The organism is Ancylobacter dichloromethanicus (assembly GCF_018390645.1).
GTDB classification, from domain to species: Bacteria; Pseudomonadota; Alphaproteobacteria; order Rhizobiales; family Xanthobacteraceae; genus Ancylobacter; species Ancylobacter dichloromethanicus.
Genome location: NZ_JAHBGC010000049.1, coordinates 132109 through 152733 on the forward strand (window position 1 = coordinate 132109; position 20625 = coordinate 152733).

Genomic DNA, 20625 nt, shown 5'->3' on the forward strand with positions numbered 1-20625 from the left:
GTATTCATCCGTCTTGGGGCGGCGTCTTGGTTTCGTCAGCGAGTTCACGAGCTCGTTGGCGAATGCGCTCGGCCTCATCGCACCGGCAATCGAGGAAGCCGTGGACCGGACAGGTCAGGCACATTTCCTCGAGCCTCTTGCGGAGCGCCTGGCGCCCGCGGTGAAGCCGGACCGCGATGTTGTTGAGCGTGGTGCCGAGGCTCGCGGCGATCCGATCCCGCGGCTCGCCAAGAATGTCGGAGCGCCAGACGACATCGGCATATTCGGGCTTGAGCGTCGGCAGCAATTTATGGAGGCAGTTGCAGACGGCCTCATCGGTTTCTCGATCCGGCTCGATCGCCAGGTTCTCGACGTCCGACTGCTCCATGTCGACCTCCCGGCGACGCCGTCTGATGGCGCGGCGCTGGTGATCGACGAGTGTCGTCGCCAGTATGCGCCCGAGCCAACCGCGGACCGTGCGGACGTCCCGCAATTGCCAGGCGCGCTCGATCGCCCGGAGCGAGAACTGCTGCAACAACTCTTCAGCCTCGTCCCGGCTGCCCACCCGATGATGCAAAAAGACCAGAAACTCCTCGCGTGCCTCGACAAGCGCTCGTCGTACAGCCGCGTCCGCTGGTTTTGCGGCGTCCTCTCCTTCCGGATCACTGCCCGAATGCTTGGCATCCGTCTCACGCCTGTTGGTCATCGTCCAGCCAGATCTTTCAATGGTTGAGACGTCCTCTTGAGACGTCTCTGCCAAAACCAGACAGGATTTAACGTTACGGCCGCGACCGCTCACGTTCTTTAACGCAGATCAAGCTTTCTGTTGCCGGTCGTCGCTACGAATCCGTCTCGAATATCAGCCTTTTCGCCGCGATGGGCTGCTGTTCTGGCGGGATCGGAACGGACCGAACTCTCGCCGGCACGTCGTGCACCATCTTAGGTCGTTGGCCAGCGGTGGGAGAGCAAATGACCATGCGAGCAATGAGCGTCGGGGTGGCGCTGGGTCTGATCCTGCTTTCCGGATTGGCCCACACAGCAATGGCGGCCCCTAGCGGCGACAGCAGAGTCGTCGGCGATGTCCAGATCTATATGGGAATCCTGCCGGCGGAATTAGTCCGCGGTCATCCGCAAGGCCACACGGAGAATTCCATGCATGGCGGGCAGCCGATGGCCCGCGGGCAATTCCATATCGTTGTTGCACTCTTCGACGTCAGGAGTGGGCGACGTCTCACCGGCGCCGACGTCTCGGCCCGCGTCTCCGAAATCGGCCTTGCTGGGAGCCAGAAGAACCTCAATCCGATGGAGATCGCGGGCACCGAAAGCTACGGCAACTACTTTGAAATGCAGGGCAATGGACCGTTTCGGATCAGCCTGACGATTCGCCTGCGGGACCGGGCGCAGGATATCAAGGTGGAATTCGAAGAACAGCACCAGTAATAACGACTATGAAGTGATCGGTCGAGCGCGTCGGTTATGTCGATGAACGAGGCCCTGCCATTTGTGACTACGCCGGCCAGAGAGATGAAACCGCAGCGAGTCGTTCAAATGGAACGAATGCATTTCCACTCGGAAGAATATCAACCCCACAATAGTTGAGGGCCAGCGCATATGGCCGGTCCCGGGGCGCGCTTGGCGCTGCGCGTCGACGCCGGCCGTACGAACACGCTCACTATGATGCAAGACTACATCACTGATCGCGAGTGCCAAGACAAACGCAAGACCGCGGGCTTGCAATCCATCACGACGCGCGCTGCGATTTCCTTCGGCGCTTCGCGCGGCGCAAGTGGCGATCTTTAACCTGCCGCAAAGCTCTCACTGCGATTTCAGCTTTCCTCAGTGCCTCAGTCGACAGGAGGCAGACATGGATTGGATCTCCCAGAACTGGATCTGGATCGCACTTGCAATTGGCGCATTCTTCTTCATGACCCGCATGGGCGGTCGCGGAATGGGCCGATCGGCACGCCACAGCCACGGAAGCGGGAAAGACGGCCCACCATCCGACGCTGGAGCCGGTCCGCGGTCGGTCCTTGATCCCGTAAGCCGGCAGTCTGTCAGCGGCAGTTCGTCGATATCTTCGGTCTATCGGGACCGCGCCTACTTTTTCGAGTCCCGCGAAAACCGTGAGGCGTTCGAGGCGGATCCCGAAAAGTATCTGACCGGGACGGCTGCTTCGGGCCAAGCGATCGATAACCAGCGCGACGACAACCATCCCCAGCACCACCGACATGGCTGCTAGGGCGCAGAGGTCCCGGACCGTTCGGCTTGGTCCCAATACGGGTAGAGCACCTCAGAGGCGGGAATGAACCATACGGGCACGATCGAAAACCGGACGTTCGAGGAGATTCGGATCGGTGACACCGCCAGCATCGTCCATACGCTCGTCCAAAAGGACGTCGCGCTCTTTGCCGTCATGTCGGGGGACGTCAATCCCACTCACGTCGATGAAGCCTTCGCCAAGAGCGATCTCTTTCACAAGATCGTAGCACACGGCATGTGGGGCGGTGCCCTTATCTCGACCATTCTCGGCACCGAGCTGCCAGGCCCAGGCACCGTCTATTTTGGCCAGACTCTTCGTTTCCATCGTCCAGTTGGTCTCGGCGACACCATCACGGTGACCGTGCGGGTCGCCGAAAAGATTGAAGACGGGCATCGTGCCCTTCTCGACTGCAAGGCGGTCAATCAGCTCGGTGAGATCGTCATCAGTGGAATCGCAGATGTGATCGCGCCAACGGAGAAAATCTCTCGCCAGCGCACGATTCTGCCAGAGGTAGAGTTCATCGAGAAAGGGCGTTGGCATCGCCATCTCATGGGATTGGCCCAAGGTCTTGAGCCAATTCGCACGGCTGTGGTTCATCCCGTCGATACAACATCACTACTCGGCGCGATCGAGGCTGCTCAACAGAAGCTGATCGTCCCCATCCTGGTCGGACCTGAGGCGAAGATTCGGGCCGCTGCTCAGCAAGCTGCGCTCGATCTGTCCCCCTTTGAAATCGTCCCGACGGAGCACAGCGATGCTGCGGCGGCACAGGCGGTCGCGATGGCGCGTGCCGGCAAGGTCGGGGCCTTGATGAAGGGGGCGCTGCACACCGATGAACTCATGGGCGCCGTAGTGGATCGCGATCATGGACTGCGGACCGCGCGGCGGATCAGCCATGTGTTCGCGATCGACGCGCCACGCTATCCACGCCCGCTCTTCATCACCGACGCGGCGATCAATATCAATCCCAATCTCGACGACAAGCGCGACATCGTGCAGAACGCGATTGACTTGGCTCATGCCCTGGGACTCACGACGCCGAAGGTAGCCGTCTTGTCGGCCGTCGAGACGGTGTCGTCGAAGATTCCATCGACACTCGACGCCGCAGCTCTCTGCAAGATGGCGGACCGCGGCCAGATCACCGGCGCGCTCCTCGACGGCCCGCTCGCGTTCGACAATGCCGTTTCCGTCGATGCGGCAACGACGAAGGGCATCATCTCTCCCGTCGCGGGCCAAGCAGACATCCTCCTTGTGCCTGACCTCGAGGCCGGAAACATGCTGGCGAAGCAGCTCGAATATCTTGCCGAGGCCGAAGTCGCCGGCATCGTACTGGGCGCGCGTGTCCCGATCATCCTGACCAGCCGTGCAGGCACGACGGCGGCGCGGTTGGCCTCCTGTGCCATCGCGCTTCTGCTCGCCCGCCATAGGGCCGGTATCCGGCCGTAACGGGCACAATCCTGGTCCAAGATGCCGGATCTTTGATCTAGCGATCCAAGTCGGCCTCATTCAAACCGGCGGGGCTCAACCTGAAGCTACGAGCAATGTCTGTTCGTGCATGCTTCCAGAGCTTGATCATGCATTTCACTCAACATTCGGGGCTCGCCATCTACGCCCGTGGATAGTGCATTTCCAGTGTGGCGGCGCAGGCTTCTATACTGCCGATGAGGCCATCCGCAATCGAATTGCCGGGCTTCGGCGCTGTCATGAAGGTGGCAATGGCCCTGTTCCAGGCGGCTTCGCCGACGCATGCGTGGAGGGCGTTGTCGGCCAAAATCTCAACATGGCGTTCGCCCAAGGACACGAAGAGCAGCATGCCGGGACGATGTTCGTGGTCGGCCAGGATCCGTGCCGCAAACTCACGACGGGCCAAGCCGACACAGTGCTCGCGCTTGATCCGGCCAGGCACGAGCAACAAACGTAGAGGCAACCAATCAAAGATCAGAGCCGAGCTCGCGAACGTCCCCGCCTGGATCAGAAAGCCGATGGGGAGCGGCAATAGCGGCCAGAAGATCGCCAATAGGCCTCCGACTGCAAGGGCGGCTGCAGCCGCCCATATCAGCGGAAAAAGCAAATACCGATCGCTGAGCGGAGTGACCACCAACGCGAAGTGTGCGCCAGTGCGCCGTTCGACGGTCGTCATAAGCTCGTGTAGGCGTCGGCTGTCGTCGTCGGACATGCATTTCATCTTCATCACCAGCGTCCTGATGCTCCCCCGCCACCAAACGAGCCTCCGCCGCCGGAAAACCCGCCGCGCGAGAAGCCGCCACGCCCGGACCCCCCGTGCCGTCCGCCGAACCCGCCAAGGAACAGCAGAGGCCAGAAGAAACGGCCGAAGATGAACATGATGACGATAATGGCGATGACGCTTCCGCCTCCGCTACCGTCTTCGTCTTGGCTCCTTCGTTGCTCAGTTTGCTGGGGCAGGGCAGACGCATCGCCGCCCAGAACACGCAGAAGCGTCGTTGCCCCGACAAGAACGCCGGTGTTGAAATCGCCCTTCCGAAATTCGGGCAGGATGAGATTCTCGATGATCAGCTTGCTCTGTGCATCGGTGAGCCGACCCTCCAGGCCGTAGCCGACTTCAACGCGCACATTGCGTTCGTTCGGCGCTACCAACAGCAATGCACCGTTGTTCTGACCCTTTTGTCCGATCCCCCAGGCGCGGCCCAACTGATAACCAAAGTCGTCGATGGAATAGCCTTGAAGTGATTTGATCGTTGCAATGACAATTTGGTTCCCGGTCTGCACCTCATGCTGAGCCAACATTTGTGTCAGCTTTTGCTGCGTTTCAGCTGAAAGGATACCTGCGTCATCCACGACGCGACCGGTGAGGGGTGGAAAAACCGGCGCTGCGTAGAGCGCGGTGGCAAGCAATACATAGAACAGCCCTGCGAGAAGTGCCTGCCATGCGACCTGCGGATGCATGCGGGGGCGGATCATAGTTTGACTTGCGGCACTTCTTGCGCCTTTTCATCGATCGTAAAGGTTTCTCTCACCTTGGCGTTCGGATAAAGGATAGCTGCGATCCATCGGCTGGGAATGGTGCGCAAGGTCGTGTTGTAGGTTTGCACCGTGCCGATATAGTCGCGCCGCGCGACGGCGATGCGGTTCTCCGTGCCCTCGAGCTGCGATTGAAGCGCTAGGAAATTTTGGTTCGACTTGAGATCGGGGTATTGCTCGCTGATAGCCAAAAGGCGTCCCAAGGCCCCGCCAAGAGATGCTTGGTTTTGTTCGAACTGACGGAAGGCGTCCGGGTTGGTGAGAATGTCCGCCGGCAAGGTCACTTGGGTGGCGCGCGCACGAGCCTCGGCGACCTGCGTCAGCACCGTCTGCTCCTGTTTAGCATAGCCCCTCACCGTTTCTACCAGGTTGGGAACGAGATCGGTGCGCCGTTGATACTGGTTCAGCACCTCGCTCCAAGCAGCTTTCACCTGCTCATCTTGGGTTGGCACAGCGTTGATACCGCAGCCGGCGAGGCCGATCGCAAGAAGGAGGACTGCGCCAACGCGAGCGGCCAAGCGTGCAATCGGATGGCTCATTCTATTGTCTCCTCCTGGACGGCAGGGCGATCCAGGGATGGCGGAATTGCCAGGCATTTTTCGTCTGATGCAGCCTTGGCTCCCGGGAGCGCTCAGACTTCGAGTTTTTGACCTTAGGTGGTACGCTTGTCGGGAATCTTTGATCCTGATTAAGGAACCGCGCTTTGGCCGCGCACAGTGTTCATCCGTGATGAACCTCAGCATCCGACGTGTCTTGTAACCCGCACACATCGACTGCCAATCGCACAGATGCTCGCCGTCCCGAAGAATTGCGCTATCGCTTCGACGTCCATGGCAAGATTCGAGCTATTGTTGCGGCGCCAATAGACGTTGCTAAACCCACACCATTTTGGAGAGGGCTGATATAGTCCTTCAGCTTCACGTCAGCATAGGATGGTATTTGCTCAAGGCAATTTCTTGGGAGAGACCTTGCGCATATTACTGATCGAAGACGACCAGGTGCTGGGCACGGCCATCCGCGATCACATCGCGTCAAACGGCCACGGCGTCGACTGGGTGCAGCGGATCGACGACGCGCGATTGGCCCTGGCCACCGTCGGGTATGAACTGATCCTTCTCGACCTCGGGCTGACCGACGGTGACGGTCTGGCCTTGTTGCGCGAATTGCGCGCCGCGCGAAACCCGGTGCCCGTCATCATCGCAACGGCACAGGACCAGATCGCCGTCCGAATCGAGGGGCTGAACGCGGGGGCGGACGACTATCTGGTCAAGCCGTTCGACCTCAGCGAAATGATCGCGCGGATTTCCGCCGTGACGCGTCGCTATACTGGCGATCCGAACCCAGCCATCAACATCGGCCCGGTCTCGATCGACCTGGCCCTGAAACTGGTCACGGTGGCGGGCGAGGATGCCGGGATCACCGCGCGGGAATGGGCGGTACTGGAACGGTTGGTCCGCCATCGCGGCGCCGTCGTTACGAAGAGCGAGATCGAGGATTCGCTCTATGAATTCGGCGCGGAAATCGACAGCAACGCCGTCGAGGTCTATGTCAGCCGCCTGCGCAAAAAGCTCGGCAGGGAGTTCGTGAGCACCATCCGGGGCCTTGGCTACAAGGCGGGAAGCTGAGATTGGCGCGTCCTTCGATCGCCTGGCGCCTCGCCGCTGGTCTCTCGGCGACCATGGCCGTGCTTTGGATCGGAGCCGCGGGCCTCGCCGGCACGGTCATGATCACCCAGATCAATGAGGCTTTCGACCAATCCTTGCGCCAGGGTGCTCTTCGCCTGCTGCCGCTGGCGGTTCATGAAATCGGCGAGGGTGACAAATATGGCCTGGATCGCGTGCGCGGCTCCGATCTCGACGAGGACGAAGCCTACTTCACCTACTACTTGATCGACCAACATGGCGCCGTGGTCTTGCGGACGGACGACGCGCCGAACGATCCGCCGCCATTTCCGATTTCTGCCGGCTTCTCGGATGTCGAGGGCCGGCGCCTGTTCTCGAAGACGGACCCTCGGTCCGGTTTCTCCATCGTCCTTGTCGAGCGCACCGAGCATCACCGCGCGGCCCTCAAGGCGGCGCTCGCAACGGTCCTATGGCCCCTCGCCGGGCTGATACCGCTGGTCGCGGGCGGCATCTGGATCGCGATCCGGCTGGCGATGCGTCCCGTCGAGCGGTTGACACACGATATTTCACAGCGCGGCAGCCGGAACTTGTCGCCTCTGACATCGGACGGGCAACCCGCCGAACTCGCGCCCATCGCGGTGGCGGTGGCGAGCCTGCTCAGGCGCCTGAGCGCGGCGCTGGATGCGGAACGAGCGTTCGCGGCCAGCAGCGCCCACGAATTGCGAACGCCGATCGCGGGCGCCTTGGCTCAAACCCAGCAACTGGCGATCGAACTCGGCGACCAGCCGGCAGGCAGGCGTCTGAGGGAGGTCGAGCTCTCCTTGAGGCGCCTGGCGCAACTGTCCGAGAGGCTGCTGCAGCTCTCGCGACTCGAAGCGGGCTTCGCGCAGGCCGAGACAGCCTCCGATCTTCTCCCGGCTCTGCGTCTGGTGGTGCGGGATTTCCAGGTCGCATCCGGAACGCGGTCTCGGGTGAGATTGCACGTTTGCGAAGGGCTGGTCCTCGTCGGCCGGATCAACCTCGATGCCTTCGCCGTCGCCGTGCGCAACCTGGTCCAGAACGCCCTGATCCATGGCGCGCCGGATGGCTTGGTCGAGTTGATCGGCGGACCCGGCAGGCAGGTTCGCGTGATCAATGCGGGGCCGGTTGTCCCCGGAGCAACGCTGGCGCGGATCGCTGAGCCCTTCAGGCGCGGTGCCACATCGGCCAAGGGAACGGGCCTCGGCCTGTCCATCGTCCGCTCCATCATGGACCAGACGGGTGGAAGCCTGACGCTCCGTTCGCCCGCGATCGAGAGGAAGGATGGCTTCGAGGCCATTCTCCAATGGCCGGACGAGTTGCCTTCGGAAAAAGCGGCCGTCCATTGCCGTAGTGCGGTCGTGGGTACCGTCGATGACGACTTGCCGGTGCATCACCTACCACCGCAGGTACCGGCGAAACGTTGAAAAGCTTGCGGCCACGCACTGGAGCGACAGCCGGCTTTCCGCCGACCTCTAGCGGACGATGATGGAGCAGGATTCAAGCCGGCGTCATGCGGCGAAGGGTATCGTCCTTCAGGACGAAGTGATGATACAGCGCCATGAGACCGTGGAGACCGGCGATAACGAGAAACACGGTTCCGCCGTTGCTGTGGAGGTCCGCGACGATGCCCGGAGGTTGCTGGATCGGAGCCGTCAGGGCCGGCAGGGTCACTCCGAACACGGTAACTGGGATGCCTAGCGCCGAGGCGGCGTACCATCCAGAAAGCGGCATGGCGATCAAAAACGCATAGAGCACAGCATGGCCGGTCTTGGCGGCAAGTTGCAGCAGCGGGGCGCTCCGCGGGTCGAGCCGAGGAGCACCGCCGGCCAGCCGCGCGATGAGCCGCGGCACCACGAGCACCAGCACGGCGAGACCGAACGCGAAGTGTACTGTTGGAGGGTTCTTCAGAATTTGTGGTCCGCCTTCGCCGAGGAACCAGGCGATCACCACGCAAATCGCCGTCAGCCAATGCAGTACGATCATGAATTTCGAGTAACGCTGAACCATGTGCCGCCTCGGCTGTCTTTCCATAGGATTGTTGCCGGTGCAACTAGACCCTACCAAGCTGACACCCACCTGAAGCTCAAGCGCAGCGTCCAAATGAACGTAGCCTTACGTGACGCCGCGAGCGGAATGGCCAACGTTCACGCGACGGCGCCAACGCCAACTGATTGCATTCTGCCCCGAAATAAACGACGGTTGAGCGGATGCGCTACGATCAATCGGAGATTGTCTTCGGTGCCTCGCCTTGGCGAGCCAACAGGACTTGCCCATCCCAATCAGCATCGGTCATTTCGACAGCCCGCAAAACGAGACGTCCCCCACCGAGAGACCCTGCCAGGACTTGTCGCGGCGCATTGACGTCAGTCTGCGTCGAGGCCACCGAGACGAGCGAAAAGGGACGATAGAGGCGTTCCTCGACGACCGATCCGATCCAGAGCGGAGCGGTCTGTCCATTTGTGAGCTCGAGGTCGACGGCCCACAGTCGGAGCACGAGACGCGACGCGGTGGGTGTACCAACGCTATTGGGTCGAATGAGAGTGAGGCTGGGAAGACGCCCGCTGGCGAAGAGAGGAACAACCGGAAGATTGGCGGGGTCCGCCGATGGGGTAAGCCAGCTTAGGGCGCTCAAGAGCTCCCAGGCAGCTGATGTGTGCCACCCATCCCGCAGCAAGGCGTCTTGCAGGTCCCGCAGGCTACCGGTCCACTGGAAGGTCAGCGGCTCCTCCACCTCGCCGGTAAGATCGATCCGCCTACCTGGCAATTGCTGCCAACCCGATGCCCACCATTCGGCGGCGGCCATCGTCGGCAGCACGCTTTTGACGGCATAGCGATCGCTGTCCGTTGCGTGGTTGCGGTAGATGTTGAAGCCACCGGCGAGGACAACCGCCGCACATCCGACGGCGAGCAGGCCGCCCGGCTCAACGCGTTCTACTTTCCGCCGCAGATAGGACAGCCCGAGCAGCGCCAGCCATGCAGACCCGAATGCCAGGCCTCCGAGCACGTCGGAAAGCCAGTGCGCACCGAGGTAAAGGCGTGAAAATCCGATCAAAAATATCAGGGTTGCCGCGCCGAGAGCGACCGATACGCGCAGTGCCGAGCGAAACTCACGCGCGATGAGGAAGGTGAGGAAACCGTATAGAACCAAGTTGATTGTGCTATGACCACTGGGGAAGGAAAACGCGCTCCAGCCCGAGTAGTGCAGATCACCGGGCCGCGCTCGATGCAGTGCCATTTTGATCGCGGTATTGAGCGCCGAGGCGCCGGCGATCGCAACCAACCAATAGGCTGCCGTGCGCCATGCCCGTTTCCAGGCAAGCCACAGGAAGACGATGACAGTGACCGCCACGACGACGACCGTATCCCCAAGTTCAGTGATGGCGATCATTACCGCATCGCCGGGCGCCGTGCGGAGATCCTGGAGAGCGCGGTAGATAGCGCTGTCGGCCAGCACCAACGGATCTCTGCTGACGACGTCTTCAAGGATACCGAAGAAAAGCCACGCCGCGCCGACGAGCAGAACAGTCAATAATGCGAGAGTCCGCGCCTCGTGCCGCTCTGGGTCGAGCAAACTGGAGAGATTGCGGCTGAGCCAGGTGTCGCGGGTGCCGACCCAGCCCCGCAGCCGTTCCACACCAATGATGAGAAGGGGTATGCCGCGACGCAACGTCCAGCGCACGATGTGCAGAATGACCCAACCCACTGCGGCCAGAACGACCAGAAGGACGGCGAGCGGCTTGGCGGCCGCGCCGAGAATGCCGAAGGCGGCCCCGACGAATACGCCGGGCAGAATATGCGACGGAGCCCAGGCGAGCGCCGATGCGACATTGACGGCGTAGAATCGGCGGACCGGCATTCCCAGCACACCGGCGAGGAGAGGAACGAAGGCGCGGACGCCCGGTGTGAAGCGTGCGAGAAAAACACTCTTGTCGCCGTGGCGGGTGAAAAACGATTCGCTACGCTCGATCAGTCCCGGATGCCGGTTCAATGGCCAGAGGCCAAGAATCTCGCGGTGGTATCGATGCCCTAGCCAAAACGAAACTCCATCACCGGCGACGGCGCCAAACGTGGCGGCAGCCAGCAACGGCCAGAGCACCAACGCGCCGCTCGGTACTAAGGTGCTGAGTGCCAGGATCCCGACCGTACCCGGTATGACGGCACCGATGATCGGGATCGACTCCGAAAGGGCCAGGAGAAACACCGCCAGATAGGCGACATGCCGATGTGCCGTCAGGAAATCGACTATCGTTAGGACCAAGGACGTCATCATCCGACAGTGCCTATCGAATGCCGGTGATGACGCGATCGATGCGCGTGTCTTCTCGATAGGCTGCGTGCACGATGACGCCTACAATAATTCTTTTGGCGCTCCGCCACGGCATCTCAGGCGACCGTGCCGAAGATGGCCCCGATCCCGGCCGTCACGGCCATTGCGAGAGCCCCCCAGAACGTCACGCGGATCGTCGGCTTCAGGATGTCGGCTCCGCCGGCTCTGGCGCCGATCATGCCGAGCAGGGCCAGGAACACGAGCGAACCAACTGAAACAGCTGGCAGCAGCCAGCTCGATGGCGAGACGAGCACGAGCGCCAACGGCGCGGCCGCTCCGAGGGAAAAGGTCGCCGCGGACGCCAGCGCTGCTTGCACGGGACGCGCCGTGGTGATCTCCGAGATGCCGAGTTCGTCCCTGGCATGGGCGCCCAATGCGTCCTTGGCCATGAGCTGCTCCGCGACCTGGCGGGCAAGCCCGGTCTCGACGCCTCGGGAGACATAGATCTGAGCCAGTTCCTTCTTCTCGAACTCCGGATCACTCGCGAGTTCGCGCTTTTCACGTGCGAGATCGGCATGCTCAGTGTCGGACTGCGAACTGACAGAGACATATTCCCCCGCAGCCATGGACATGGCGCCGGCGACTAGACCGGCGACGCCCGTCAGCAGGACATTGCTTGAGGAGGCCGCTGCCGAAGCCACGCCCAGGATCAGGCTCGCCGTCGAGATGATCCCGTCGTTTGCGCCCAGCACAGCGGCGCGCAGCCAGCCAATTCGCCCGACAAGGTGCCTCTCGTTATGCATGCGACTCATGTCAGCCTTGCTCCATTGATTCCATCCGCAGCGCTTCCCTCACACAAGCATTGCTGAAATCCCGGCTTGATCTACCAGAGGGAGATGTCTTGGAACTTACAGAAGCTCGATATCCCATCGGGGAAATACGCCTCGAAGCATGGTATCGACAAAGCTCGCGCTGCGAGACGCCCCCGTTCGGAGTCCTTGGGAAATGGCAACAGACACAGCGCCTGCCGGGCCGAAATCGCGTGCCAGGCTGCCGCCAGGCATCTGGGCGCTCGGCTTCGTCAGCATGTTCATGGACATCTCGTCGGAGATGGTCAACGCGCTGCTGCCGGTCTATCTGGTAACCGTGCTCGGCGCGTCGACGCTGACGGTCGGCTTCATCGAAGGCATCGCGGAAGCGACCGCCAATATCACCAAAATCTTCTCGGGCGCGCTGTCCGACTGGCTCGGCAAGCGCAAGTTGCTGACCGCCCTCGGATACGGTCTCGCCGCCGTCACCAAGCCGATCTTTCCGCTGGCCAACTCGGTCGGCTGGGTGGTCGCCGCACGTTTCATTGATCGTATCGGCAAGGGCGTCCGCGATGCTCCGAGGGACGCGCTCATCGCCGATCTTGCGCCGGCGGAGGTGCGGGGCGCGAGCTTCGGCCTGCGGCAGGCGCTCGATACGGTCGGCGCCTTTGTCGGGCCGCTCGCCGCGATCGTCCTGATGTCACTCAGCTCCGACAATTTCCGCTTCGTGTTCTGGATCGCGATCATCCCGGCGTTCATCTCGCTCGCCGTGATGATATTCGCCGTCCGCGAACCGGTCCGGCGTGAAACCGATGCCAAGCCGCGACTGCGCCTCGCGGATGCGAAACGCCTGTCCCGCCCGTTCTGGATCGTGGTCGGCGTCGCCACGATCCTGACGCTCGCGCGGTTCTCGGACGCGTTTCTCATCCTGCGTTCCCAGAATGTCGGTCTGCCGATCGCGCTGGTGCCCGTCGTCATGGTGGTGATGAACGTCGTCTATGCGCTTGGCGCTTATCCGGCCGGCGTGCTCTCCGACCGGATCGGCCGAGGTGGATTGCTCGCGGTCGGCATCGTCTGCCTGATCGTCGCCGACCTCATCCTCGCGCTCGGCACAACGGTTCCTCTGGTCATGCTCGGCGTCGTGTTCTGGGGGCTGCACATGGCGCTCACCCAAGGCCTCTTTGCCAGCCTCGTGGCCGATACCGCGCCCGAGGATCTGCGCGGGACGGCGTTCGGCGTGTTCAACTTCGCGGGGGGCATCGCCATGCTGATCGCGAGCGTCATCGCCGGCGGCTTGTGGGACGCTTACGGTCCGGCAGCGACCTTTCTGGCCGGCGCGGGGTTCACCGTGGTTGCGTTGATCGCTTTCGGCCTGTCGCAATACTGGGCCGGCGGCGCCTCCCCGGACCCAAGCAAGGATTGATCTGCCCTCTCGCCCCGAGACTCAGGCCGTCAACCATCCGCGCCAGAATCGCTTCAGGATCTCCAGAACGACAACCAGACCTACGGCGATGCCGAACGCGACGGCGAGATCATCGGCGTGCAGAGGCCCGAAGCGAAAAGATCGCGCGCCCACGCCAGGGCAGTGCCCAGTAGGACGCCGGCCACGGCGCTTACCCGCCACAGCGCGTGATTGTCCCACCGCAGCGCCCCGCGCATCGAGCTGTCGAAGGAGCGGTTGACCAGCACCAGTCCCAGATTGGCCAGCACGAGCGACACGAAGGTGAGCGCACGCACATCCCCGGCCGGCATGCCGCGCTGTAGCGCCAGCAGATAGAGTACGGCAACGGCTACGAAGGCGAGAACGCCCTGCAGCAGACTCCAGAGCACGAGCCCCGACGAGAACAGACGGCTCGTCGCCGCGCGCGGCCGTCGGCTCATGATGTCCTTCTCCTCCTTCTCCGCCTCGAAGACCAACGAGCAAACGGGATCGATGATCATCTCGAGAAAGGCGATGTGGATCGGCGAGAAGATGATGGACAGGCCGGTCAGCAACGGTAAATGCAATTACATGCTGTCCGGTTCAACCGTGAATGAGCTTCCGTCAATATTCTTCGTAGGTGGCGGGAACAGCCCCGGAGATATTCTCCGCTTGCTTGCCTTCGACGATGAGCATAGCTGTCGCGGCCTCAATGCGACGCTCAAGTTCCGTCATGAAATGCCGCCGATCAAGTCCAAGCTGGATTGGGGGGAGAAACTCAACGAGGATTGTGCCGGATCGTTTTAGGAAGGAGCGACGGCCCCAAAATAGACCGGAACTGAGTGCCACCGGCACGACCGGAAGACCAAGCTGCATGTAAAGCGCGGCGACCCCGGGATGATAGGCTTGGTGAGCTGCCACCGGCGTGCGCGTCCCCTCCGGGAAGATGGCGATCGAGCGACCGTCTGTTATCGCAGAGCGAGCCGCCGCGACCATCGGTCTTAACGCTTTCGCGCCTGCCTCGCGATCGATGATGATCGCCTCGCCCCGTTTCATATACCAGCCAAATACCGGTATCCTGGCCAAGCTCTGCTTCAGCACGATAGCCGGATTCTTAAGCAAGACCCACAGCGCAATGGTCTCCCAGGCGGAATGGTGCTTGAGCGCAACGATAACCGGGCCTTCGGGCAGGTTGTGTCTGCCGCGCACCTCGTAGGTCAGTCCGACGATTGACCGCAGCAGCAACAGGGAAACGGTCGCCCACAGTTCGGATACACGCGCAGCCGCGCGTTGCGAGATGAAAAGCGCTGGCAAGGCAAGGACAGAAAGAAGAGTTGTCCAAGAATAGAACGCTAGGTCGAATAGGAGGGAGCGAACGAGGGTCACCGTGCAAGGCCTCCGTTATTCGCTGGACGGGAAACTGATTGAGGGGGCGCATCGACATCCGCCGCATCAATCTTGTGCAGCTGCTCCCAGCTCTGGATGTAATCGCGGGTCAGCGGTGCGGCATTGACACGCTTGCTCACCTGAATCTGGAAATTGATCAGGCCGCCGTGGCGAAAGGCTGCTTCGCAACTGGCCAGGTAGAATTCCCACATCCGGCAGAACCGCTGGTCGTAGATTTCCGCGACGCGCCCACGGTTAGCGATGAACCGTTGCCGCCACGCCTTCAGCGTTTCTGCATAATGTAGCCGCAATATCTCGATATCGGTCACGTACAATCCGGCCCGCTCGATGGCGGGCAGAATCTCCGACAGCGCCGGGACGTACCCACCCGGAAAGATGTACTTGTTGATCCAGGCGTTGGTCGCGCCGGGGCCGTCGGCGCGACCAATCGTATGGATCATTGCCACCCCGTCGTCCGTGAGGAGATTCCTAACCTTCTTGAAGTATTCGCGGTAATGTCCCACCCCGACATGCTCAAACATGCCGACCGAGACGATGCGGTCATACCGGCCTTCTTCTTGGCGATAGTCCTTTAGCAAGAATCTCACCCGGTCCCCCAAGCCCGTCTCGGCAGCGCGTCGTTCGGAGTATGCGTGTTGCTCGGTCGACAGTGTCAGGCCTGTAACGTCAACGGCGGCAACCTGGGCAAGATAGAGACCGAGCCCACCCCATCCAGATCCGATGTCGAGGACCCGCTGCCCTGAGCTCAGTAGCAACTTAGCCGCCAGGTGCCGCTTCTTTTGTTCTTGTGCTCGCTCCAGTGTGTCGTCACTTGAGTTGTAGTACGCACAGGAATACTGACGGTCTGCGTCTAGAAATTGCTCGTAGAGCGCGTCCGACAGGTCGTAGTGGTGCGCGACGTTCGCACGTGCGACTGGGATGGGATTGTGTTGAACAAAGCGTCGGACGAGGCGACTCAGGGCTGCACGCGCGCGCCTTACCCCTTGGCCAGTGCTCCAGCCGATGTTTGAAAAGCAGAGATCAAGAAAGCCGTAGATATCCCCGTCGTCCACCAATAATGCGCCATCCATGTAGGCCTCGCCGAGGGCAAGATCTGGATTGAGGAGCAGTCGCGGAATCACAGCTGGATCCACGATACGAATCGTAATTGACGGTGTTCCGTTACCGATGTGATGGACGCCTCCGTTCGGCGCGATCACAGTCAATCTGCCGTCGTGGATGATCTGCCCAAGCAGCCTCCGAAACAGGAGCATTGTCGCATTCGTGCTCATGTTTTTGAGCGACCGAATTGGGCTTGATCGACTCACTTCGATATCAATCGGTTGGGGCCTCTCAGAAACGGTGGAAGCAGACGAAGGATCGGATTGGATGCTCATCCTTGGGCCCCACGCAGACGACGGCTGTTGAATGCCAATGAACCCCGCGGAGCGGGCGCATTCTTTGATTGGGGTTAAACATCGGTATTCGATGATGGCTTCAATCGATCGCCGATGAGAGCGGCCGCGACGACGGCTCGGGTGCACCGTGGCTTCCAGCAAAAGCGGAAGGCAACATCCACAACACTCGACTGCTCTTTAACCTCGAGCAATGTTTCGCTTCGGTCGAGCCGAGAGACTATCGATACGTGATCGACACAAGGAGATCTTCAATGGCATTGATGCGAGCAGCCGTTTTTGTCGAACCTGGCCGCATCGTCCTTGATGAAAAGCCGATTCCAGACATTGGTCCGCTTGACGCGCTCATCCGGATTACGACCACGACGATTTGTGGAACCGACGTGCATATTCTCAAAGGTGAGTATCCGGTGGCCAAAGGCCTGACCATCGGTCACGAGCCGGTCGGGGTGATCGAGAAGCTCGGCTCCGCCGTTTCCGGTTTCCACGAGGGGCAGCGCGTCATCGCCGGCGCAATCACACCGAGCGGTCATAGCAATGCTTGTCTTTGCGGCTATCACTCGCAGGACGGGGCAGACACCAAGCACGGGTGGAAGCCGGCGGGCGGTTGGAAATTCGGCAACACGATCGATGGCTGTCAGGCCGAGTTCGTGTGCGTTCCTGATGCCATGGTCAATTTGAGTCCCGTACCCGAAGGCTTGACCGACGAACAGGTTCTGATGTGCCCGGACATCATGTCTACAGGCTTCGTCGGCGCGGAGAACGGAGACATTCGCATTGGCGATAGCGTCGTGGTTTTCGCTCAAGGGCCGATCGGCCTTTGTGCCACCGCCGGCGCCAAATTGAGAGGCGCCACGATGATCATCGCCGTCGATGCGATCGGCGAACGAATGGCCGTGTCGCGCATGCTCGGCGCGGACTTCATCATCGATTTCAAGAAAGCTGACCCTGTCGAGGAGATCATGAGGATCACGGACGGGCGCGGGGTTGATGTCGCGATCGAGGCCCTCGGGACGCAGGCAACCTTCGAGGCTGCGCTGCGCGTGCTGCGGCCGGGCGGCACGCTGTCGAGCCTTGGCGTCTACTCGACCGACCTTCGGATCCCGCTTGGGGCCTTCGTTGCTGGGCTAGGAGATCACAAGATCGTCACGGCGCTGTGTCCGGGTGGCAAGGAGCGGATGCGGCGGCTCATGGACGTGATCGCTTCCGGCAGGGTCGATCTGACGCCGCTGATCACCCACCGCTACAAGCTCGACGACATCGAGAATGCCTATGACCTCTTCTCCCATCAGCGTGAGGGGGTGTTGAAGGTTGCCATTACTCCGTAGCGCCTGGAGCGCCACTCGCTGCCGATACACTGCTGCGACGAACTACAGGTCCTTAACCAGGCGCTTTTCTAAAACATTCGGAAGCCTCAAGATGTCTCGGGAGGAAAGCAGTTCTTCACCCTTCGATCCCCGGGGTGACACGACACCATCTTCGCCCTGATATCGGTGGTCACCCTTACCGTTCGAAGAGTTGTGGAGCCCAGCTTCAATTTTCGCGGAGAATTTCCGGTTCCGCTTGATCTCAACCACGAAGGGCCGAACCGACTGTTTCATCCGTCCTCTCCAATCTCTCGGCAGGGCTTGCATGCTACGACACCGATGTGACTGGCGTTTGATCTCAGTCAATTCCGTCGCAGCGGCACACTTACCTCAACCAATACATCGTCACTCGAAGGACCGGACTGCCTGGCAAACGCCGGAGTGCCGAACTCGACTTCCCGCCAAGCGGCATTCGGGCCCCCAAGGCCTTTAGAGCGACAGGGGTCGCGCGTCAGCGCGATCCCGACCTATCCCGCGGCCATTCCTGCAACGCAACAATCCAGAGACCCACCAAGTTGGCCAGAGGCACGAGCGCAACGATCGACCAAAGTGGCGAGAATCCAATTCGAGCGAGAATGCGTCCGACGGGGTAAAGCAGCAGCGTGACAAACAAGACGAAAGCGATCCAGTGCCAAGCCGACCAATAGCCAATCATCATATAGGGTTGGTCCATCATTAGAATGTCCTTAGGACTTTTGCTGCCTGAATTCACAACCTGAGATACAAGAATCTGCGAAGGGGCGAGCCCTCCGTCCAGGCTCGTCGCGGTAACACGAAAAGCCAGATACTTCTCGCGTCAACACCACCAATTGACATGTCTCAGCAGCCATGCCGACCTAACGTGCGACGATTTCATCGTAAGATGGCAAGTTCTATGCTGGAATAATTACTCCGAGATAAGGCCGTTCGTAACCGCCGCCTTGTCGTACAAGAATACGAGATTGGGGTCGGGGAGGTCGCGAGCGCGGTCCTTACCGTCGAAGTCGAAGCGCGTCAGGAAATCTCGGATGACATTTAGCCGTGCCTCTGACTTGTTATCCGCGCGCACGACGGTCCAAGGCGCAAATGGCGTGTGCGTACGGGCCAGCATCTCGTTCCGGGCTACACTATAATCGTCCCAGTGCTTTGTCGCTGTATCGTCGATCGGGCTCAGCTTCCACTGCTTGAGCGGATCGTCGCGGCGATCCTTCAGCCGGCGCTTCTGTTCGGTTCGCGAGATATCCAAATAGTATTTGAGGATAGTGACGCCACAATGGGCGAGCAGCTGCTCGAACAGCGGGGCCGTCATGAGGAACTCGTCATATTCCTCGTTGCTGCAGAAGCCCATTACCCGCTCGACCCCGGCGCGATTGTACCAACTGCGGTTGAACAGCACGATCTCCCCGCCCGCCGGGAGATGCGGCACCCAACGTTGGAAATACCAGGACTTCTGGTCGCGGTCGGACGGCTTGCCCAGTGCGACCACCCGCGTCTCGCGCGGGCTGAGATGCTCAACGATTCGCTTGATCGTTCCATCCTTGCCGGAGGCGTCCCGTCCTTCGAAGATCACGAGAACCTTCTTGCTGGATTTGATGAGGTGCTTCTGAAGGCCCGCCAGCTCCACCTGGAGTTCGTGAAGTGCTTGTCTGGTGGCTTCGTGTTTTTCTTTCTTGCCCATCTGGAATTCCTGTCATGAGGTTTGTTGCATTCCGAAGTATCGTCGATTGCAATTCAACGGTACGAAAGCGCAGCCGCCTGCCAACCTAGACAGGCGTTCACCGGGGGCCGGTCCTACTCAGTCGGATATCTTCGGCTTGCCAATTCGTAACTTCCATTCTCTCGCTGAATCGCGATCTAAAGGCGCCGAAATCCATCAGTGCGCCGTTTCAAGAGCGGCGGGAGAGTTAACCCGTGCCAGGAGGCCCGGGATACCAAGACTTGCGACGACGCCTCCCAGCACCACGAGGGCCGTTAGCGTGAAGGGCGCGTTTGGCACGAAGGAAACCCCAAACAGCAGACCGCCAGCGGCCGATCCTGCCGCTTGGCCGAGACTTGCGGCCGCAGTCTGCCGACCCAATTCCGCTCCTTGCCTTTCCCCCGCACTGAGCGAAATCCAGTACGTCGCGATGGGGGAGAGGATACCAGCGCTGGCCGCGATCGCGGCTACGACGATGGCCGTAGGCACGGTCGCTGCGGCGAATGGCACGGCGGCGACGCTCACTGCCAAGACAACAAGGGCGGGCGTGAGGAACCAGCGTGTGGTCTCCGGCTTGACGAGCGGCGAGAAGACGATCGTTTGAGCGACCAACATGACGAGGCTGCACACACTGAACATGAGCCCGATCTGGTAGGTACTCATGTCGAGAACTTGCATTCCGCGAAGCGACAGGCCGACTTCGAAGGCACCCACAGCCGCGGCGGTTACGAACGAAATGACAAGGAGGCGTGGAAGGGCGGCACGGCCCTCAGGCCCACTTGCAACTCCCTCCTGATTTACGCCGCGCTCCATGGCGTCAGGCACAAAGAACCATACTGCCAGCGCCACCAGAAGCGAAAAGCCCGATGTCGTTAAATAGGGTGAAAGGGAAATTGCAGCCTCGCCCGAGCCTGGAAGGAGTTCGCGGGCGACAACCACGGTGAAGCTTCCCAGCATCGGCCCGACCAGGAAGCCGATGGCACCGGCAATGTTGAGCAGAGCAAAGCGGCGCGCGCGCCATTCCTTGGTCCGAGCATAGTCGCCGACAAGGGCATAGGCTGCGGGCACAATGGAAGCCGCGAACAACCCGTTCAGGAAGCGGCCGAGATAGAGCAGAGGGAGGCCATCGGCGAGCGCAAACAGTGCCAGGGTCAAGGAGAACCCCATCAGTCCCGCGAGCAGCACGGGGCGGCTACCATGCCGATCCGCAAGGCGGCCCCATAGTGGTGCGAACAAAAACAGCGCGAGGGTGTAGGTTCCGGTCAGTATGCCGGTATGCCGCGATAGGACAGTAGGATCCGTCGTTCCTGCTATCCGTTGAATCGCAAGCGGAAGTATCGGCAGAAGGAACCCGTAACCCACGGTAATCGTGAACATTGCCAGAAGCAATGAGATCATCATCCA

20 protein-coding genes are annotated in these 20625 nt (G+C 61.0%); 7 read left to right on the forward strand and 13 right to left on the reverse strand.

The features are described from left to right. Window positions 1-4 precede the first annotated feature (4 nt). Window positions 5-685 (reverse strand): RNA polymerase sigma factor, encoded by a 681-nt coding sequence (locus KHC23_RS20620; RefSeq protein WP_213375286.1) that lies wholly within the window; start codon window positions 683-685, stop codon window positions 5-7. Window positions 686-948: 263 nt separating this feature from the next. Between KHC23_RS20620 and KHC23_RS20625 the strand changes: the two genes are divergently transcribed. The 3 genes from KHC23_RS20625 to KHC23_RS20635 all read left to right on the forward strand — a co-directional run bounded on the left by KHC23_RS20625 (window position 949) and on the right by KHC23_RS20635 (window position 3685). After that, window positions 949-1419, forward strand: coding sequence for a hypothetical protein (locus KHC23_RS20625; RefSeq protein WP_213375288.1), 471 nt, complete (start codon window positions 949-951; stop codon window positions 1417-1419). Window positions 1420-1843: 424 nt separating this feature from the next. Continuing rightward, window positions 1844-2218: a YHS domain-containing protein gene (locus tag KHC23_RS20630; protein ID WP_213375290.1), complete on the forward strand. Its 375-nt coding sequence runs from the start codon at window positions 1844-1846 to the stop codon at window positions 2216-2218. A gap of 63 nt (window positions 2219-2281) precedes the next feature. After that, the gene (locus KHC23_RS20635) at window positions 2282-3685 is read left to right on the forward strand and encodes a bifunctional enoyl-CoA hydratase/phosphate acetyltransferase (protein WP_213375292.1); all 1404 of its coding nucleotides are present in this window, start codon (window positions 2282-2284) and stop codon (window positions 3683-3685) included. Between the two features lie 160 nt (window positions 3686-3845). Here KHC23_RS20635 and KHC23_RS20640 read toward each other — a convergent pair whose 3' ends face one another. The 3 genes from KHC23_RS20640 to KHC23_RS20650 are packed head-to-tail and all read right to left on the reverse strand — an operon-like array spanning window position 3846 to window position 5778. After that, window positions 3846-4415 (reverse strand): hypothetical protein, encoded by a 570-nt coding sequence (locus tag KHC23_RS20640; RefSeq protein WP_213375294.1) that lies wholly within the window; start codon window positions 4413-4415, stop codon window positions 3846-3848. A gap of 14 nt (window positions 4416-4429) precedes the next feature. Then, window positions 4430-5164, reverse strand: coding sequence for a TPM domain-containing protein (locus KHC23_RS20645; protein ID WP_213375296.1), 735 nt, complete (start codon window positions 5162-5164; stop codon window positions 4430-4432). Between the two features lie 11 nt (window positions 5165-5175). After that, on the reverse strand, window positions 5176-5778 hold the full coding sequence (locus tag KHC23_RS20650) for a LemA family protein (RefSeq protein ID WP_213375297.1): 603 nt from the start codon (window positions 5776-5778) through the stop codon (window positions 5176-5178). A 429-nt stretch (window positions 5779-6207) separates the two neighbouring features. Between KHC23_RS20650 and KHC23_RS20655 the strand changes: the two genes are divergently transcribed. Continuing rightward, window positions 6208-6864: a response regulator transcription factor gene (locus KHC23_RS20655; protein WP_213375299.1), complete on the forward strand. Its 657-nt coding sequence runs from the start codon at window positions 6208-6210 to the stop codon at window positions 6862-6864. Between the two features lie 2 nt (window positions 6865-6866). Next, on the forward strand, window positions 6867-8306 hold the full coding sequence (locus KHC23_RS20660; protein WP_213375301.1) for a sensor histidine kinase: 1440 nt from the start codon (window positions 6867-6869) through the stop codon (window positions 8304-8306). 73 nt (window positions 8307-8379) lie between these two features. On the opposite strand, the gene KHC23_RS20665 is transcribed toward KHC23_RS20660, so the two are convergent. The 3 genes from KHC23_RS20665 to KHC23_RS20675 form a co-directional block, all read right to left on the reverse strand. Continuing rightward, window positions 8380-8889, reverse strand: coding sequence for a cytochrome b (locus KHC23_RS20665; RefSeq protein WP_213375303.1), 510 nt, complete (start codon window positions 8887-8889; stop codon window positions 8380-8382). A 211-nt stretch (window positions 8890-9100) separates the two neighbouring features. Continuing rightward, a complete protein-coding gene (locus KHC23_RS20670) occupies window positions 9101-11152 on the reverse strand; it encodes a bifunctional DedA family/phosphatase PAP2 family protein (RefSeq protein WP_246544819.1) in 2052 nt (683 codons plus the stop codon). Window positions 11153-11265: 113 nt separating this feature from the next. Then, window positions 11266-11961, reverse strand: coding sequence for a VIT1/CCC1 transporter family protein (locus KHC23_RS20675; protein ID WP_213375305.1), 696 nt, complete (start codon window positions 11959-11961; stop codon window positions 11266-11268). A 193-nt stretch (window positions 11962-12154) separates the two neighbouring features. On the opposite strand from KHC23_RS20675, the gene KHC23_RS20680 reads away from it, so the two are divergent. Beyond that, entirely contained in the window at window positions 12155-13381 is a 1227-nt protein-coding gene (locus KHC23_RS20680) for an MFS transporter (protein ID WP_213375381.1), read from the forward strand. An 80-nt stretch (window positions 13382-13461) separates the two neighbouring features. Here KHC23_RS20680 and KHC23_RS20685 read toward each other — a convergent pair whose 3' ends face one another. The 3 genes from KHC23_RS20685 to KHC23_RS20695 are packed head-to-tail and all read right to left on the reverse strand — an operon-like array spanning window position 13462 to window position 16038. After that, entirely contained in the window at window positions 13462-13953 is a 492-nt protein-coding gene (locus KHC23_RS20685; RefSeq protein ID WP_213375307.1) for a cation transporting ATPase C-terminal domain-containing protein, read from the reverse strand. Window positions 13954-14002: 49 nt separating this feature from the next. Then, window positions 14003-14764: a lysophospholipid acyltransferase family protein gene (locus KHC23_RS20690; RefSeq protein WP_213375309.1), complete on the reverse strand. Its 762-nt coding sequence runs from the start codon at window positions 14762-14764 to the stop codon at window positions 14003-14005. Then, complete coding sequence (locus tag KHC23_RS20695) at window positions 14761-16038, reverse strand: SAM-dependent methyltransferase (protein WP_213375311.1); 1278 nt, start codon at window positions 16036-16038, stop codon at window positions 14761-14763. Before KHC23_RS20695 ends, KHC23_RS20690 begins: the two co-directional genes overlap by 4 nt. A 395-nt stretch (window positions 16039-16433) precedes the next feature. Between KHC23_RS20695 and KHC23_RS20700 the strand changes: the two genes are divergently transcribed. Continuing rightward, window positions 16434-17507 carry an NAD(P)-dependent alcohol dehydrogenase gene (locus KHC23_RS20700; protein ID WP_213375313.1) on the forward strand — a complete coding sequence of 358 codons (1074 nt, stop codon included), beginning with the start codon at window positions 16434-16436 and terminating at the stop codon, window positions 17505-17507. Window positions 17508-17997: 490 nt separating this feature from the next. Here the strand turns inward: KHC23_RS20700 and KHC23_RS20705 are convergent, their stop codons facing one another. From KHC23_RS20705 to KHC23_RS20715, 3 genes are all read right to left on the reverse strand, one after another. After that, a complete protein-coding gene (locus tag KHC23_RS20705) occupies window positions 17998-18222 on the reverse strand; it encodes a hypothetical protein (RefSeq protein ID WP_213375315.1) in 225 nt (74 codons plus the stop codon). A 210-nt stretch (window positions 18223-18432) separates the two neighbouring features. Continuing rightward, window positions 18433-19203, reverse strand: coding sequence for a polyphosphate kinase 2 (ppk2, locus tag KHC23_RS20710; RefSeq protein ID WP_213375317.1), 771 nt, complete (start codon window positions 19201-19203; stop codon window positions 18433-18435). A gap of 195 nt (window positions 19204-19398) precedes the next feature. Beyond that, complete coding sequence (locus KHC23_RS20715; RefSeq protein ID WP_246544820.1) at window positions 19399-20622, reverse strand: MFS transporter; 1224 nt, start codon at window positions 20620-20622, stop codon at window positions 19399-19401. Between the last annotated feature and the right edge of the window lie 3 nt (window positions 20623-20625).